The 16204-nt window shown below is 64.9% G+C and carries 16 protein-coding genes; 12 read left to right on the top strand and 4 right to left on the bottom strand.

What is annotated here, in order from left to right; translation table 11 throughout:
• The first annotated feature begins 97 nt into the window (after window positions 1–97).
• Window positions 98–1078 (top strand): asparaginase, encoded by a 981-nt coding sequence (locus tag AC1DZY_RS24635; RefSeq protein WP_476822793.1) that lies wholly within the window; start codon window positions 98–100, stop codon window positions 1076–1078.
• An 8-nt stretch (window positions 1079–1086) separates the two neighbouring features.
• Here AC1DZY_RS24635 and AC1DZY_RS24630 read toward each other — a convergent pair whose 3' ends face one another.
• From AC1DZY_RS24630 to AC1DZY_RS24615, 4 genes are read right to left on the bottom strand one after another with little or no spacing between them, the layout of a single operon-like run.
• Window positions 1087–2130: an ester cyclase gene (locus tag AC1DZY_RS24630; protein ID WP_476822792.1), complete on the bottom strand. Its 1044-nt coding sequence runs from the start codon at window positions 2128–2130 to the stop codon at window positions 1087–1089.
• Between the two features lie 27 nt (window positions 2131–2157).
• On the bottom strand, window positions 2158–3207 hold the full coding sequence (locus AC1DZY_RS24625; protein WP_476822791.1) for a nuclear transport factor 2 family protein: 1050 nt from the start codon (window positions 3205–3207) through the stop codon (window positions 2158–2160).
• On the bottom strand, window positions 3204–4199 hold the full coding sequence (locus tag AC1DZY_RS24620) for a nuclear transport factor 2 family protein (protein WP_476822790.1): 996 nt from the start codon (window positions 4197–4199) through the stop codon (window positions 3204–3206). The genes AC1DZY_RS24625 and AC1DZY_RS24620 overlap by 4 nt, the downstream gene beginning before the upstream one ends.
• A 52-nt stretch (window positions 4200–4251) precedes the next feature.
• Window positions 4252–5256 (bottom strand): LacI family DNA-binding transcriptional regulator, encoded by a 1005-nt coding sequence (locus tag AC1DZY_RS24615; RefSeq protein WP_476822789.1) that lies wholly within the window; start codon window positions 5254–5256, stop codon window positions 4252–4254.
• A gap of 236 nt (window positions 5257–5492) precedes the next feature.
• On the opposite strand from AC1DZY_RS24615, the gene AC1DZY_RS24610 reads away from it, so the two are divergent.
• The 11 genes from AC1DZY_RS24610 to AC1DZY_RS24560 all read left to right on the top strand — a co-directional run.
• Window positions 5493–6803, top strand: a complete 1311-nt coding sequence (locus tag AC1DZY_RS24610; protein ID WP_476822788.1) for an ABC transporter substrate-binding protein — start codon at window positions 5493–5495, stop codon at window positions 6801–6803.
• Between the two features lie 59 nt (window positions 6804–6862).
• Window positions 6863–7735 (top strand): carbohydrate ABC transporter permease, encoded by an 873-nt coding sequence (locus AC1DZY_RS24605; protein ID WP_476822787.1) that lies wholly within the window; start codon window positions 6863–6865, stop codon window positions 7733–7735.
• Entirely contained in the window at window positions 7732–8622 is an 891-nt protein-coding gene (locus AC1DZY_RS24600) for a carbohydrate ABC transporter permease (RefSeq protein ID WP_476822786.1), read from the top strand. The genes AC1DZY_RS24605 and AC1DZY_RS24600 overlap by 4 nt, the downstream gene beginning before the upstream one ends.
• Window positions 8623–8641: 19 nt before the next feature.
• Entirely contained in the window at window positions 8642–9712 is a 1071-nt protein-coding gene (locus tag AC1DZY_RS24595; RefSeq protein WP_476822785.1) for an ABC transporter ATP-binding protein, read from the top strand.
• Window positions 9713–9733: 21 nt separating this feature from the next.
• Window positions 9734–10879, top strand: coding sequence for a cupin domain-containing protein (locus tag AC1DZY_RS24590; RefSeq protein ID WP_476822784.1), 1146 nt, complete (start codon window positions 9734–9736; stop codon window positions 10877–10879).
• Complete coding sequence (locus AC1DZY_RS24585; protein ID WP_476822783.1) at window positions 10879–11670, top strand: HpcH/HpaI aldolase family protein; 792 nt, start codon at window positions 10879–10881, stop codon at window positions 11668–11670. The genes AC1DZY_RS24590 and AC1DZY_RS24585 overlap by 1 nt, the downstream gene beginning before the upstream one ends.
• 47 nt (window positions 11671–11717) lie before the next feature.
• A complete protein-coding gene (locus AC1DZY_RS24580; RefSeq protein ID WP_476822782.1) occupies window positions 11718–12878 on the top strand; it encodes a cobalamin-independent methionine synthase II family protein in 1161 nt (386 codons plus the stop codon).
• A gap of 9 nt (window positions 12879–12887) precedes the next feature.
• Window positions 12888–13628: an alpha/beta fold hydrolase gene (locus tag AC1DZY_RS24575; RefSeq protein WP_476822781.1), complete on the top strand. Its 741-nt coding sequence runs from the start codon at window positions 12888–12890 to the stop codon at window positions 13626–13628.
• 40 nt (window positions 13629–13668) lie between these two features.
• Window positions 13669–14562, top strand: coding sequence for an NAD(P)-dependent oxidoreductase (locus AC1DZY_RS24570; protein ID WP_476822780.1), 894 nt, complete (start codon window positions 13669–13671; stop codon window positions 14560–14562).
• A complete protein-coding gene (locus tag AC1DZY_RS24565) occupies window positions 14559–15551 on the top strand; it encodes an aldo/keto reductase (RefSeq protein ID WP_476822779.1) in 993 nt (330 codons plus the stop codon). Before AC1DZY_RS24570 ends, AC1DZY_RS24565 begins: the two co-directional genes overlap by 4 nt.
• A gap of 539 nt (window positions 15552–16090) precedes the next feature.
• Window positions 16091–16204: helix-turn-helix domain-containing protein (locus AC1DZY_RS24560; RefSeq protein WP_476822812.1), on the top strand; the 114-nt coding region annotated here is incomplete at its 3' end.

Below are 16204 nucleotides of genomic sequence, written 5' to 3'. Positions count from 1 at the left end.
TTGCGTCGGCAGGACAGCTTCGCGGCGCTCTTGCATTCGAATGCACAGCACGATTATGGCTGGCCGCACCTGTGCTGCCGAGAAGGGCCAGACGCGCATGTCGCGACCACGTATCGCCATCCTGACCATGGGCGGCACCATCGCTTCGATCGGCGCCACGGCCGCCGCGACGACGATCTACGAGCTCGATCCGGCTCGCAATCCCGTGCTCGATGCGGTCCCGATGCTCGCCGATGCCGCCGAGGTCACGGTCGAGACCTTCGCGCATCTCGCCAGCCACGACGTTCCAGTCGAGATGGTCCTGGCGCTGGCCCGCCGAATCGCGGCCATCCGCGCAAGCGGCTCGACCGAAGGCGTCGTGGTCACCCACGGCACCGACACGCTGGAAGAGACCGCCTATCTGCTCGACCTGCTGCTGGAGCCGGGCGCGCCCGTCGTCGTCACGGGAGCCGCCCGGCCGGCATCCGCGATCAGCGCCGACGGGCCACTCAACCTGCTCAATGCCGTGCGCGTCGCGGCCTCGCCTTCGGCCGCCGGGCAGGGCGTGTTGGTCTGCATGAACGACAGGATCGGCGCGGCCCGCTTCGTCTCCAAGATGCACACCTCGGCACCGGACGCCTTTCGTGCCGTCGAGCAGGGCCATCTCGGTGCGATCACTGGCAGCGAGATTGCGTTTTTCGGGCACGCCGCGTCTTCCGACCGGCCGCGTTTCGATCCGGAGCAGGCGGCGGACCTCCCGCGCGTCGAGATCATCGCCTGCCATCTCGGGATGAGCCCGGCCTTCCTCGATTTTGCCATCGCCGATGGTGCGGCCGGCATCGTCTTCGCCGGCACCGGCAACGGCTCCGTGCCCAAGGCCCTGAAGCCTTCGCTGGCCAAGGCACGCGAGGCCGGCGTCATCGTGGTGCGGTCGAGCCGCGTCGGCAGTGGTGCGGTCTCCGTCGGCAAGATCGACGAAGAGTACGGCACGCTTCCCGCCGGCTCGCTCAGCCCGCAGAAAGCGCGCCTCCTGCTGATGTTGGCGTTGCGCGAGACGGCTGAGCGCCAGACGATCGCGCGGATCTTCGCCCGTGCCTGAGACTGCGGTCATCCGGCCGCCGCGGCATTGCCGCCATTGCCGGCGAGGATCTGCGCGATCATGGCGATCTCATCGAAAATTCGCCATTCGCGCACCAATTTGCCCTGACGGAACTCGAAATGCGAGGAGCCGAGAATGTTGAGCGGCGCTTTGTTGGCGGGCCCGTAGAGCGGCGTGCCGCTATAGGTGCCGCGCAACAGCCAGATCACGCCGATGCGCAGGCCGAGATCAGGTGACTCATGGACCGAGATGTCGCGCACCTCGATCTGCCCGTCCGGGACGGCCGCGAGCAAGCTCATGATCTCGATCTGGAATGGTGCGATGCCCATGACGCGGCGCAGACGCACCGTCTGGCAGACGCAAGTGTCGGCGAAATAGTCCGTGAGCTTGTCGAAGAAGCGACCGTTCCAGACGGTCTCGAACATCTCCAGGATCATTTCGCATTCGCGCCGGTATCGGTCGGGCCGCGGGCCGGAGATGCCCTCCTTGATCGGATCGGCGATCCGCCCGGCGAAGACCGGGCTTCCGTGCGCGTCCATCGCCGTGCCGAGTACCGGCGACTTCTTCAGGAGTTCGCCTGCGATGACGAACGGATCGATGCCGAGATCCTGCAGCACCGCGAATTCATCGCGGATCACCCATTCCTCGACGACCTTGTTGTCCTGCACCAGGCAATGCGCCATGCCGCGATTGACCCAGTTCTTGCCCGTGGGCGGACCATAGGTCCAGGGGCCGAGATGGGTCGCGTTGTTGAGCACGCGGTGGGCGCTGACGAAGCCGTTGTCGCCGCGCCGCTCCCAGATCACGTCGTCATGCCCGCCGCCGCGATTGGGGAAGGCGACCATCTTCTGGATCGAGTTGCGGATGACGTCGTCATAGCCGTAGGTCTCGCCATAGGCGGTGTGAACCTTGACGCCCGGCGCATAATGGTCGCGCAGATGGCCTAAGCCCCGACTGATCCAGATCTTGTCGGTCCAGCTGGTGATGTATTCGCGCGGATTGCCATAGGGCGCATAGGCCGAGGGTTTCAGGCCTTCGAGTTGGTCTTGCATCGGGTGGGTCCTGTCGAGCGGATGGGGTCAGGGCTTGGCTGCCGCGAGCCGGCCGGCGTGAATCTGGGCGAGGATGGCGATCTCGTCGACGAGCCTGAACTCGCGCAGGATCTTGCCGTCCCTGAGTTCGAAATGGCTGGCGCCGAGAACGTTTACGGGCGTGCGGGTGATCGGCCCGTAGGTCGGGACACCGCTATAGGTCCCGCGCAGCAGCCAGAGGACCGCGACGCGCAGGCCGATCTCCGGCCCGTCGAGCACGACGATGTCGCGAACCTCGACTTTGAAGTCGGGAAAGCTGGCGAGAAGGTTGATCACCTCGATCTGGTAGGGGTCTATACCCTGCGTACGCCGCATCCGCGTCGTCTGGCAGACGATCCTGCGATCGAAATAATGCGGCACGCGGTTGAACAGGCGCTGGTTCCAGACCTCGTCGAAAATGCCCTGGACCAGAGCGCATTCGCGCTGGAAGCGACGCGGCCTTTCGCCCGACACACCTTTCAGCGCCGCATTCTCGATGCATCCGGCGAAGGCGCCGGTGTCGCCGCGAAGGCGCATCGCCTCGCCGAGCACTGGGCTCGACTCGGCAAGCTCGGCGGCGATGCGAAAGGGATCGAGGCCGAGATTCTCCAGCACCGCCCACTCGTCGCGCACCAGCCACTCCTCGCTGACCTTGTTGTCGACGACCAGGCAATGGGCGATCGTGCGCGAGACCCAGTGCTTGCCCGTCGGGGGGCCGTAGGTCCAGTAGCCGGTATGGGTGCCGGACTTGATGGTGCGATGCGAGGAGATGAAGCCGTTGCGGCCGCGGCTCTCCCAGATCACGTCCTCACCGAGCCCACCCCCGGCATTGGGAAACGCCGCGAACTTCTGCAGCGAGTTGTTGACGACATGGTCCCAGTCATAGGTCTCGCCATAGGCGGTATGGACTTTGACGTCGCCCGCATAGTGCTCGCTGAGGCGGCCGAGGCCGCGATCGATCCAGATCGCATCCGTCCAGCTCAGGATGAAGTCGCGGGGATCGCGATAGGGCTCGAAGGCGGCCGGATCGAGATCGGCGAGAGCGCCTGGGTCCGTCATGTCCGCCCGCCCGCCTTGCTCTCGCGATGGGCAAAGATCTGCTTCCAGATTGTGACCTCGTCGGTGACGATCCATTCCTGTGTCACCTTGCCGTGGACGATGTAGGCGTGGCTGAGGCCCATGACGTAGACCGGCGCACCCGAGGGCTCGCCGAAGCGGCCATAGCCGGCATGGGTTCCGCTGAGCGCCCAGCGCAGCGCGACGCGCACCGGCTGGCCGGGATCGCGGTTGACGATAGCGCTCTCTATCTTAAGTGTCGCGTCCGGGAAGGAAGCGAGATAGCCGATGATGAAGCGATCCACGTCGGAATGGCCCGAAAGGGCCTCGCCGCCAGGAACCATCACATTGGCGCCATGGAAGTAGAGATCGCGGATCGCGGCCGTTTCCTTGACGTCCCAGATCTGTTTCCAGCCGGCGACGTAAGCGTTGACCTCCGGCCCCGTCTGGATCTCGGCCTTGTAGAGGCTTGGCTTGTCGCGCTCGGGGGTGAAGAAGGCGACGGCGGCGAAGCGGCGCAGATCGCGCGCCACCATGTCCTTGGCCATCTCGACCGGGTCGAGCCCCATGCATCTCGCGAAGGCCGACTGGTCGCGCACCAGCCATTCCTCTTTGACCTGGCCATCGACGATCCAGCAATCGGCGATGATGCGGGAGCGAACCACCCGGCCGGTGGCGGGACCATAGATGCCAGCACCCTCATGGCGCATCACCGAGATCAGTCGGTGAGAGGACAGGAAGCTGCCGTCCTCATAGCCCTGCCAGATAACATCCTCGCCAATGAGCTGGCGGTCAGGGAACTGGTGCAGGGTCTGCAGGGTCTGGGCGGTGACGTCGCGGTTGTCGGCAGCGAGCCCGGTCGCGGCGCGCACCAGGCAATCGGCGGCATAATACTTTTGCAGCTTCTCGCCGATGCCGCGATCCTCCCAGATCTCTCGGGTGATGCCGTAGATGAAGTCCGGCACGGTGTCGTAGTGGGCAATGGTATAAGTCACGGCAGGCGCGCTCCAGTCGGGCGAACAGTCGGCGGGATCAGGGCGATGGCGATTACCGCGTCGATGCGCGCAGCTTGAGCTCGGCGGGCATCAGCCGGCGTTCGCCGCCGGCGGCCGTGCCGGCGACCTGCTCCATCAGCAAGCGCACGCTCATCTGCGTCATCCGGCGAACCGGCTGGCGCAAGGTCGTCAGCGCATAGGACGGCCAGCTCGCCTGCGCGACATCGTCGAAGCCTGCGACAGCGACGTCGTCCGGCACGCTCAAACCGAGGTCGAAGCGGAAGGCGTCCATCACGCCGAGTGCCATGGCGTCGTTGGCGCAGATCACCGTATCTGGCCGATCAGGGCCGGCGAGATGGTCGAGCGCGAGGCGGCGGCCACCCTCGTAGGAATAGTCGCCGTGAAGCACCCGCTCCAATGCGAGCCCGCGTGAGCCAAAGGCGTTGCGCAGTCCGAGCAGCCGGTCGTTGCTGACCGGAGCGGTCTCTGGCCCAGCAACGAAGATGGCGCGGCCGAGGCCGCCTTCGACGAGATGCGCGACGAGCGCGTCCATGGCGAGGGGATGGTCGCAGGCGACCGAGGAAGCGAGATGGCTCGTCGGCGCGCGGTTATAGAGCACGACCGGAACGTTCTGGCGCTCGGAAGCCTCCAGCGTCTCACGCGGCAGGAGCGCGCTGGAGATGATGCCATCGACCTGGAAGGCGAGCAGGTCCGAGGCGCCGGCGGCGGCCTCGCGGTCCTGCGGCACGGTGCAGAGCAGCATGCGATTGCCGGTCGCCTGGATCTCGTTGCTGAGGAAACGCAGCACGTCGGGGTAGTTCTGCGCCGTGAGCTCCGTCATCACAACGCCGACCATGCGCGAGCGCTGGGTGATCAGCGAGCGCGCGATCTGGCTCGGCGAATAGCCGAGCGCGGCAGCCGCCTTCTCGACCTTGGCGCGGGTCACCGGCGAGATCGAGCCGCCGTCGCGAAAGGCACGCGAGACCGCCGATTGCGAGACACCGGCCAGTCTGGCGACGTCATAGGAGGTCGCCCGCGACAGCGGTCGACCTGACATATCGCTAGCGTTAAAGGTCGTTTCGATCATTGATTTTGACTGCGGCTGCAAGAGTGAATGATGCGATCCTGCATTATGATGACCATCTAGATCGACCTATTACAAGCATTTTTCAGCGCCGAGATCACATTTGAAGCGATGTCGCGCTGCAGCATCGAATTTTCGCCAAGCGCGATTGATTTCGAAGTCAAAGAGTGTTTGGCTGTATTCGAATTCAAAACAAGGGGAGAGCAGACATGGCTGTCAATCGTCGTGAAGTGCTGGGCGGGGCGGCGGCAATCGCCGCTTCAGGCCTAGTCGGCAGCCCCTCTGCCTACGCCGGCGTGACACCTGGCAAGCCGTTCGCCGGCAAGGAAGTCAAAATCCTCGCCGTCCAGTCGACCCAGTTCGCCGCGCACGCCAAGAAGGTTGCAGCCTTCGCCGACGCCACTGGCATCAAGGTGACCTATGTCTATGTGCCCTTCGTCGCGCTGCGCGAACGCCTGACGGCGGAAATGGTCGGTGGCTCTGACGATTTCGACCTCGTCACCGCAATGGATGTCTGGATCCCGCCGCTGGTCGACAAGTATCTGACGCCGATCGACAAGGACCTCGCCGCGCGCAAGATCGACATGAAGCGCTACCCGGCGCCCTTCGTCGCCTCGGGAGTGTTTCCGACCGGGACCTATGGCCTGCCGGTGCGCTGTCACATCCAGCTGCTCTGGTACCGCAAGGACCTGTTCGAGAAGGCCAGCCTGCAGCCGCCCAAGACCTGGGACGAGATGGTCGAGGCCGCCAAGAAGGTGCAGGAGCAGAACCCCGGCATCGCCGGCGTCACCATCCCCTATGGCAAGGCCGACGGCCAGAACCTGATGGTATGGTACAATTTCCTGTGGGGCGCCGGCGGCGACCTGTTCGACGACAAGATGAAGCCGATCTTCAACAGCGCCGCCGGCATCAAGGCGACGCAGGACTACACCGACTTTATCCTGAAATATAAGGTGACGCCGGCCGGAGCGGCCTCCTTCAACGAGTCGGACTCGTCGACTTATTTCTTCCAGGGCAGGGCTGGGATGGTGCCCGTATGGTGGCACGTCTACAACCGGCTCAAGCTGCCCGATGCCGGCGTCAAAGCCGAACAGGTCGGCTTCGTGCCGCTGCCCTCCTACCCCGGCAAGGGCTCGACCACCTACACCAACAACTGGATCTACGGCCTCAACGGCAAGACCAAGAACCGCGACGCGGCGATGGAATTCCTCGACTGGATCTCCTCGGCTGAGATCGAGAAGTCGATCCTAGTCGATCCAAACGAGAACGACGTCGTCTGCGTGCATTGGGACAACCTGCGCGATCCGCAGGTCAACGCCCGCTTCAACGGTATGCACGCGATCGCAGCCAAGGCGCTGGAGACCACGACAAAGGCGATTCCGAACGTGCCGGAGTTCCTCCCGGTGGTGGATATCCTGTCTGCGGCGATGTCGAACATCGTCACTGGCGGCGCGACCATCCCCGATGCGCTGAACGCGGCGGCCGCACAGGCGACCCGCGTAATCAAGCGCGGCGGCTGACGGAACGGTATCGGGATGCTGAACCTGACCGCATCGACGGGCTCGGGAATACCGGCGCCATGAACCACCGCAAGCTCGCGATCGTGCTTCTGGCGCCGGCCTTCCTGCTCGTGGCCTTCACCACGGTCTATCCGATGCTGAGCTCGTTCTGGACGAGCTTCCATGTCCTGAACCTGGCGAAGAGTCTCGAGCTCGGGCGCTTCGTCGGTGTGGAGAACTACCAGGAAGCGTTCCAGTTCGATCCCGAATTCTGGACGGTCATGCGGGTCACGGCGTCGTTCGTGGTGCTCGATGTCGCGTTGACCGTGCTGGCGGCGCTCGGCTTGGCTATCCTCTTATTGCGCGCCGGCTTCGGCCAGAGCCTGGTGCGCACGCTGATCATCCTGCCCTTCGCGATGAGCCCTGCGCTGATCGGCATCTCCTGGCGCTTCATGCTGAACCCCGAGTATGGTGCCTTCGCCCGCTCGATCTCGTCGGTGCTGCCGTTCATGCACAATGTCGACTATCTCGCCAGCCCGACGCTGGCGATGGCGGCGCTGATTTCGGCAGATGTCTGGCACTGGGCGCCGTATTTCACCTTCATGCTGATGGGCGGCCTCGCATCGATCCCGCCGGAGACACAAGAAGCCGCGCGCATCGACGGCGCCAACAACTGGCGCGTCTTTCGCGACGTCACGCTGCCGCAGCTCGCCCCCGTACTGATTGTCGCGGTGATCCTGAAATCGGTCTTCGCGCTGAAGGTTTTCGACTCGATCGTCACCATGACGGCGGGCGGGCCCGGCCGCTCGACCACGACGCTGGCCTATTTCGCCTATCATATTGGCTTCAGGGACTATGATTTCGGCTACGCCGCTGCGGTCGCATATGTGCTAACTGCGATCCTGTTCCTGCTCTCGCTGTCCTATATGCGCTTCGCGTTCAAGCCGTCATGAGCGCGATTACGCAACCTGTTGCGGCTCCGGTCGCCACTGCCAGCGCAGCCGCGCGGCGTACCGCCAAGCAGCGCAAGCGCAAACTCCTCAAGGCGCTGGAAAACGGCGTGCTGCTCGGCGTGGCGGCGCTGATCCTGTTCCCCATCGTCTGGATGGTGCTGACGGCCTTCAAGAGCCCGCCCGACGTCTACCGCTACACGCTGTGGTTTTCGCCGACGCTGGAGAACTTCCGCGAGGTCTTTGACGAACGCTGGGGCATCGCCGACAAGGTTCTCAACAGCACAATCATCGCAGTCTCGACCGTCATCGTCGCCATCCCGATCGCGGTCTGCGCGGCCTATGCCTTCTCGCGGCTGGCCTTCCCGCTGAAGCGGGCGATGTTCCAGTGGATTCTGCTGACGCAGTTCATTCCGGCGGTGACGATCGTGCTGCCCTTCTATGTGATGTTCCGTAATCTCGGCCTGCTCGACACTTATGCCGCGCTCATCATCGTCGATCTCGCCATCGTGCTCCCCTATGCGATCTGGACGATCAAGGGCTTCATCGACGCGATCCCGATGGAGACGGAAGAAGCCGCGATCGTGGACGGCGCCAGTCGTGGCCGCGTGATCTGGGACATCGTCGTGCCGATGGCGCGCCCGGGCATCCTGACCGCCGCGATCTTCTGCTTCATCATCACTTGGAACGAGTTTCTGTTCGGCTATCTGCTCTCGCGGCAGAAGGTCGTGCCGCTGCCCGTCGGCATCATCTCCTTCGTGCTGGAGCGTGGTCCGGTCTGGGAGCTGATCGCCGCCACCGGCATCATCATCACCATCCCGATGTTCTTCCTGTCGATGATGATCCAGCGCCATTTCACCAAGGGCATGAATCTCGGCGCGGTGCGCTGAGCGACCTCAAGGAGCCTCTATGGCCGGCGTCAATTTCAGGGGTGTGAGCAAGCGATGGGGCGATTTCGTCGGCGTGCGCGATCTCGACCTCACCGTCGACGACCAGGAGTTCCTGGTGCTGCTCGGCCCGTCAGGCTGCGGCAAGACCACGACGATGCGCATGGTCGCCGGGCTGGAGGAGCCCAGCGACGGCGAGATCTGGATCGGCGACGATCTCGTCAACGAGATGGCCCCGCGCGAGCGCGACGTCGCCATGGTCTTCCAGAACTACGGGCTCTACCCGCATATGAGCGTGCGCGACAATATCGGCTATCCGCTCAAGGTCCGCAGGCATTCCAAGTCCGAGATCGCGCGCATGGTCGATGCCGCCGCGGCCAAGGTCGAGCTCGGCCCCTATCTCGACCGCAAGCCCGGCCAGCTTTCCGGCGGCCAGCGCCAGCGCGTCGCGCTCGCACGCTCGCTGGTGCGGACGCCGCGCGTCTTCCTGATGGACGAGCCGCTCTCCAATCTCGACGCAAAACTGCGCGTTACCATGCGGGCCGAGCTCAAGCACCTGCATCACGAGCTGCGCATCACCACGATCTACGTCACCCATGACCAGATGGAGGCGATGACGCTGGCGACGCGTATCGCCGTGATGAGCAAGGGCGTGATCAAGCAGCTCGCCGCGCCGGAGGTGATCTACAACGATCCGGCCAATCTCTTCGTCGCGGGCTTCATCGGCTCGCCCAGCATGAACCTGATCGAGGGCCGGCTCGACGACGGTACCTTCCGCGGCGGCGACCTCGCCGTGCCGAATCTTGTCGAATCTGGTCTTKGCGGCGGAACGCGCGAGGGCGTGGTGCTCGGGGTGCGGCCCGAGGACGTTTCTGTGGTTGCGGCCGGCGCCGGCCTGTTCGATGCGCCGGTCTACGCCTTCGAGCTCACCGGCGAGTCCGTGCTCGTCACCGTCACGCTCGCCGGCAAACAGTTCTCCGCCCGCGCCGACCGGCATTTTCGCTGCGGCATTGGCGACCGCGTCGGCATCAGCTTCGATCGTGAGCGCGCCTATCTGTTCGACGCGGCCTCCGAGGACCGCATCAGGCTTTGAGATGAAGAAGGATTTTGCGATATGACCGATATCTCCGTCACCGCCGCGCAGGCGCAGGAGCGCCTGATCAAGCGCTCGCAATACGTCTCCTGCTCCGTCGCCTTCATCGACTGCAAGACGCCGGGCTCGCATCTCAAGGAGAACTATTCGCTGATTGGTCCTGGCGTCACCTCCAGCGCCGACCAAGTCATCAACCTGCGCGAGCCGCACGGCTTCAATGTCGGCGCTGCCGCAATGCCCAACGGCATCACCAACAATCTCCACATCCATTTTACGGCCGAGGTCTTCCTCTGCTTCAAGGGCGCCTGGAAATTCCGCTGGGGCCCCAACGGCGACGACGGCGAGATCGTCGGAGAGGCCGGCGACATCGCCTCGATCCCGACCTGGATCTTCCGCGGCTTCACCAATGTCGGCCCAGACGACGGTTGGCTCTTCACCGCGCTAGGTGGCGACGATACCGGCGGCATCATCTGGCATCCCTCGATCCTGAACGGGGCTGCGCAATACGGCTTGTATCTGTCGAAGGAGAACATGCTGATCGACACGGAGAAGGGCGCCCCGACGCCCGATGCGGCGGAGCTGATCACGCCGATGCCGCCCGAGGAGATCGCCAAGCTGCGGCGATATTCCGTCGCGGAGATGAGCCAGCGCATCGTCAAGAAAGTCGAGCGCGCGTGGTCGCCCGAGGCGTTGCTCGACAGCTGCCTCGACGGACACAAGAGCCAGATGGCTCCGGTGATCGGCTACGGCATCAGTCAGGACCGCAACCACGCGCCGAAAATCACCAACCCGCACGGGTTCTCGATCGAATGGCTAAAGCTGCCGCCGGGCCAGTCGGTCTCGCGCTTCCGCCTCAAGGAAAAGCAAGTGCTGATGGCATTCGCCGGCAGCATCGACGTGACCTTGAACGCGCCGGGCGAGGAAGTCGGGATGCATCTCGACGCCTGGGACACAGCATCTATTCCCGCCGATGCCTGGCGCAGCATCGCCAACGCGTCCGACGTCGAGGCCGAGATCGTCGTGATCACCGCCGGCGACGGCCGCAAGCTGCCCGAATGGGCGGCCGACGTGATCCAGCAGGTCGAGGCGGCGGGCCGCGGGCTCGACAAGAGCGGCTTCATCGCGCCGACGCACCTGCTGCCGGCCTACGCAATGGGCAAGAACTGATGCGCCCCAATTGTCTGCGCGAACTCGCCAAGGCCGGAACGCCCATCGTCAACGGCTGGCTCGCCATACCCTCTGCCTATTCCGCCGAGGTGATGGGACATCAGGGCTATGACAGCGTCACGGTCGATCTTCAGCACGGCATGATCGGCTTCGACGCCGCCGTGCCGATGCTGCAGGCCCTGTCCTCGACGCCGGCCGTGCCGCTCGTGCGCGTCTCAAAGAACGACTACGCGCTGGTGATGCAGTTGCTCGACGCTGGCGCGTATGGCGTCGTCTGCCCAATGGTCTCCACGCCGCAGGAGGCGGCGACCTTCGTCTCCTACTGCCGCTATCCGCCGGTCGGCCAGCGCTCCTTCGGCCCGGCGCGCGGGCTGCTCTATGGCGGCGCCGACTATTTCGCCAAGGCCAATGACGAGATCGTCACGCTCGCCATGCTGGAAACGCGCACTGCCGTCGCCAATGCCGACGCCATCCTGGCTACGCCGGGGCTCGACGGCATCTATGTCGGCCCCAACGACCTCTGCCTCGACTATGGCAAGGCGCCGGCGCCCGAAACCGATGATCCCGAGGTCGCCGGCATCATCGTCGACCTCGCCCGCGCGACACGGGCGGCCGGCAGGATCGCCGGCATCTTCTGCTCCTCGGGCGAGGCGGCGGCCCGACGGGTCGGCGACGGCTTCTCGATGGTCACGCCCGGCAACGACGTCAGCCTGCTGGTGCGCGGCTCGAAGGATGCGCTCGCCGCGGTCCGCGGGGCGGGGCGCGGCCCGGTCTCGAAGACCGGCTACTGACGCAGCCGCGCTGAAGACGCTGCAGAGACTCTATAAGGACGATGCCCATGCAACTCTCGACGGACCGCATCCTCACGACCCATGTCGGGAGCCTCCCGCGCCCGCAGCATGTCGTCGATCAGCTCTTCGCCCAGGATGCCGGCGAGGCCTATTCGGTCGAGACCTTCGATGCGGTGATGACAGAGGCCGTCGCCGAGGTGGTTCGGATGCAGGTCGCGGCGGGCCTCGACGTCGTCAGCGACGGCGAGATGAGCAAGATCTCGTATGCGACCTATATCCGCCATCGCCTGACCGGGTTCGAGATCGGCGAGATGCCGCGCGCGGTTCCCAAGGACCTCGACGATTTCCCCGACTACAAAGAGCGGCTGTCGCGGCTCGGCGCGACGCCGAAATACCACCGGCCGATCTGCTGCGGCGAGATCAGAGTCAAGGACCTGTCCTCGCTTGAGAAGGACATCGCCAACCTCAAGACAGCGGCCGCCGCAGCCGGCGCCAAGCAGGCCTTCATGAACGCCGCCTCGCCCGGCGTCGTCGCCGTCTTCCAGCCGAACACGCATTACAAGAGCCAGGAAGATTATATCGGGGCGCTCGCCGATGCGATGAGCGCCGAATACGAGATGATCGTGGGTGCCGGCCTGATCCTGCAGATCGACAGCCCCGATCTCGCCATGGGCCGCCACATCCGTTTCCGCGACGTCGACGATGCCGAGTTCCTGCGCAACGCCGCCTTGCAGGTCGAGGCGCTGAACCATGCGCTGCGCAACGTTCCCTCCCAGAAGGTGCGGATGCACATCTGCTGGGGCAACTATGAGGGCCCGCACACCCACGACATTCCCCTTGAGAAGATCATCGGGCTCGTCCTCAGCGCCAAGCCCCAGGCCTATCTGATGGAAGCATCCAATCCACGCCACGCCCATGAATGGGCCGTCTGGGCCCGCACCAAAATTCCCGACGACAAGGTGCTGATCCCCGGCGTGATCGACAGCGTCACGAATTTCGTCGAGCACCCTGAGCTCGTGTCCGAGCGCATCGGACGCTTCGCCGACATCGTCGGGCGCGAGCGCGTGCTCGCCGGGACCGATTGCGGCTTCGGCACGTTCGCCGGGTTCGGTGCAGTGCATCCGCCCATTGCCTACGCCAAGCTCGCCTCGCTGGTCGAAGGCGCGGCGATCGCCTCGCGCCGGCTATGGGGCAGGGCGGCGGCCTGAGCGCGCGGAATGGTCACCGTGTCGGCTCGGCTGCAATCGCTGGATCGGGCCTCGATTAACGAGCCTCTCGTCCTCTTGCCGGGAACGCTCTGCGATGCACGCGTCTTCGAGCCCGTTCTGCGAAGGCTTCCTCCGCGCCCGACGATCGTACCCCGGCTCGATCGCGCCGAGACTGCCATGGACATGGCGCGACTGCTGCTCGACGACCTGCCGGCGCGATTCGCGCTGGCCGGGTTTTCGCTCGGGGGCATCGTCGCGATGGAAATGATCGCGCAGCAACCGAAGCGCATCACCCGGCTCGCGCTGCTCGACACCACCGCGCGCCCCGATCCCGAGCCGAACTGGACGGCGAGGCGCAACGCCGTCGCCCGCGCGGCTCAGATCGGCGTCGGCCGGTATGCGACGCACAAACTGTGGTCCCTCTACGTCTCGCAGGATGCGTCCGCCGACGAGATCCTGCGCGGTCTCGTCACCGCGATGTCCGGTTCAGTCGGGATCGAAGCCTTCCGCATGCAGAGCGAGATCGCGATCCATCGCGCCGACAGCCGGCCGCGGTTGGGGCGGATCGCCGTGCCGGTGCTGGTCCTGTGCGGCGAGGACGAGCGGTTGTGTTCGGTCGAGGTGCATCGCGAGATGGCAGCGTTGATCCCCGGCGCGACCTTGGCCGTGATCCCCAGCGCGGGCCATTTCGCACTGATCGAACAACCTGAACGGGTGGCGGCTAGCCTGCGCGGCTGGCTCGCCGCGTGATGCCTCGCCAGATGTACGCAGAGTGTGAAGGACCCTGTCCATGACAAAGATCGCCTTCATCGGGCTCGGCCGCATGGGCCTTCCGATGGCCCTCAATCTGCTGAAGGGCGGCTTTGCCGTCATCGGCTGTGACCTCGATCCCGGCAGGTTGGCGGCGCTAGCAGCGGCTGGCGGCGAGACGGCCGTCTCGCCCGGGCTGGCCTCCGCGCAAGCCGATGTCACGCTGTCGATCATCATGAACGACACGATCCTGCGCACCGTGGCGCTGGGCGAGCAGGGCGTCCTAGGCGGTGCGCGACCCGGCCACCTCTATTGCGACCTCTCGACTGTATCGCCGGCGGCCTCCGCGGAGGTCTCCGCCGCGGCGCAAGGAGCCGGCGTCGGTTATCTCTGCGCAAAGGTCGCCGGCAGCATCGGTCTGGCCGAAACGGCGGGGTTGACGCTCTTCGCCTCGGGGGAAGCCGATGATTTTGCGCGGGCGCGGCCGGTCTTCGAGGCGATGGCCGCCAAGGTCCTGCATGTCGGCGCCGGCGAGGCGGCCGCCTATCTCAAGCTGGTGCACAGCCTGATCGTCGGAACCTATTCGGCCATGATCGGCGAGGCGCTCGCGTTCGGGCAGAAGGGTGGACTTTCGGTCGAGACCATGGTCGACGTGCTGGAGGCCGGCCCGCTCGGTTCGCGCCAGCTCACGCTGAAGGCACCGGTTCTCAAGGAGCGCCGCTTCGACAATCCGCCATCCGACATCGACACCGCGGCCAAGGACGTCGACATCATCCTCGACACCGCCCGCAAGGACCATGTCCCGCTGCCTCTGATGTCGGCGGCCCGCCAGATCATGGCCGCGGCGCAGGCTGCGGGGGACGGTAAGCGCGAGATCTATTCCGTACTCGAGAGCTTCGAGCGGATGGCCGGGATCGAGGCAAAAGGCCGATGATGGACCAGCGCATCATCCTGCCGGGCACTGAACTCCTGGTCTCGAGGTTGTGTCTCGGGGGTAATCGCTTCGGCGGAGGCCTCGACCAAGCCGAATCCTTCGCGCTGCTCGACGCCTTCGTCGAAGGCGGAGGCAATTTCATCGACACCGCGCATGTCTATGCCGACTGGATCGCCGGCAACGAGATGAGTTCGAGCGAAAAGACAATCGGGCGCTGGCTCGCCAGTCGTCGCCCTCCGGGCATCGTTGTCGCGACGAAGGGCGGGCATCCTCCACTGGCCACGCCTGCCGTCTTACGCCTCGATGCGGCATCGTTGCGCCGGGATGTGGAAGACGGCCTCGCTAATCTCGGGCTCGGCCGGCTCGACCTGTTCTATTTGCACCGTGACGATCCCGCTCGGCCGGTCGCCGAAATCTTGGGCGCGCTGGAGGCCCTGCGCAACGAGGGGTTGCTGCGGCACTATGGAGCCTCGAACTGGTCGCTCGCGCGCCTCGAAGAAGCCGATACCGCCGCGCGCCGCCATGGCTGGCAGGGCTTTATCGCCAATCAATCTGAATGGAGCTTGGCGCGGCGCAACCCCGAGACGATACCCGGCGACCTTCATGTCATGGATACAGCCATGGTTGCCTTCCACCGGCGCACGGGCATGGCGGCGGTCCCCTACTCGGCCCAGGCGAAAGGCTATTTCGACAAGGTGGCCGCTGGCCTCGACGACGCCACCGCACGGCTTTACGACAATGCCGACAATCGCGCCCTTGCCGGCGACCTGGCTGTGCTGGCGGCAGACCACGGCGCGACACCAACGCAGATCATGCTCGCAGCCCTGGTTCGGGTACCGTTTTCGACCGTTCCGGTCGTCGGCTGCCGTACGCCGCAGCAGGTCGTCTCCAGCCTCGTCAGCCTGGAGATCACGCTGACCGAGGCGCAGGTGTCTGGCCTCCTCGCGCATGCTGTTCGGGCTTCGGAGCGTTCTTCCAAATCGATTTAACGGCGGTCAGCGTGTGGCCAGCGGACAATTGTTGGGTAGATCAAACGGCAACTCGAAGCGCCTTCGCCATCACTGCGTCACTATATGGCTTCCGCAGGACACGGTGTCGGACGGCATCCCGACGGCTCTGATGGTTCGCCGTCCACGCTCAAAAAATTACCCCGACGAGGTAGCCGGGGCAAGTTTTACGAGGGGAAGCACAGTGAAAACGCCGCATTTCGCCGCCAGGTTCCATTCCAAAGCTTTCAGAACCGCGAACGGTCCCGCTATGCGAGGCAGCCGGTTTCCAGCGCAAGCGCCGGTCCTACCGAGGGCGCCGTGGATCGGAGTCTGTCTCCCCCGAAGAACCTGACAGAGCGTCGCGAGTTGAGTGCTGCACTTGGTGAGCGCATGCCGAACCCGTCGAGCGAATCGCCGCCGTCTTCCGAGGCAAGACATTCGATCAGAACGTGTCAGCAGCTAGAGCGTCGGACTGAAAACTGGAATCGTGGGATTCCCTTGAGGGCTGCTTTGTGATTCACCGTTTCTGGAGGTGGATCATGGGTCGCAGCTATTCGGATGATTTGCGTGCGCGCGTCGTGGGTTTTGTCGAAGCAGGGCATTCGCGTCGGGCTGCGGCCCGGCATTTCGGGGTGAGCGAGAGCGCTTTGCGG

The sequence above is a fragment of the Allobosea sp. P2_A10 genome, from assembly GCF_056405115.1.
This window is presented reverse-complemented; position numbering and strand designations above follow the sequence as displayed.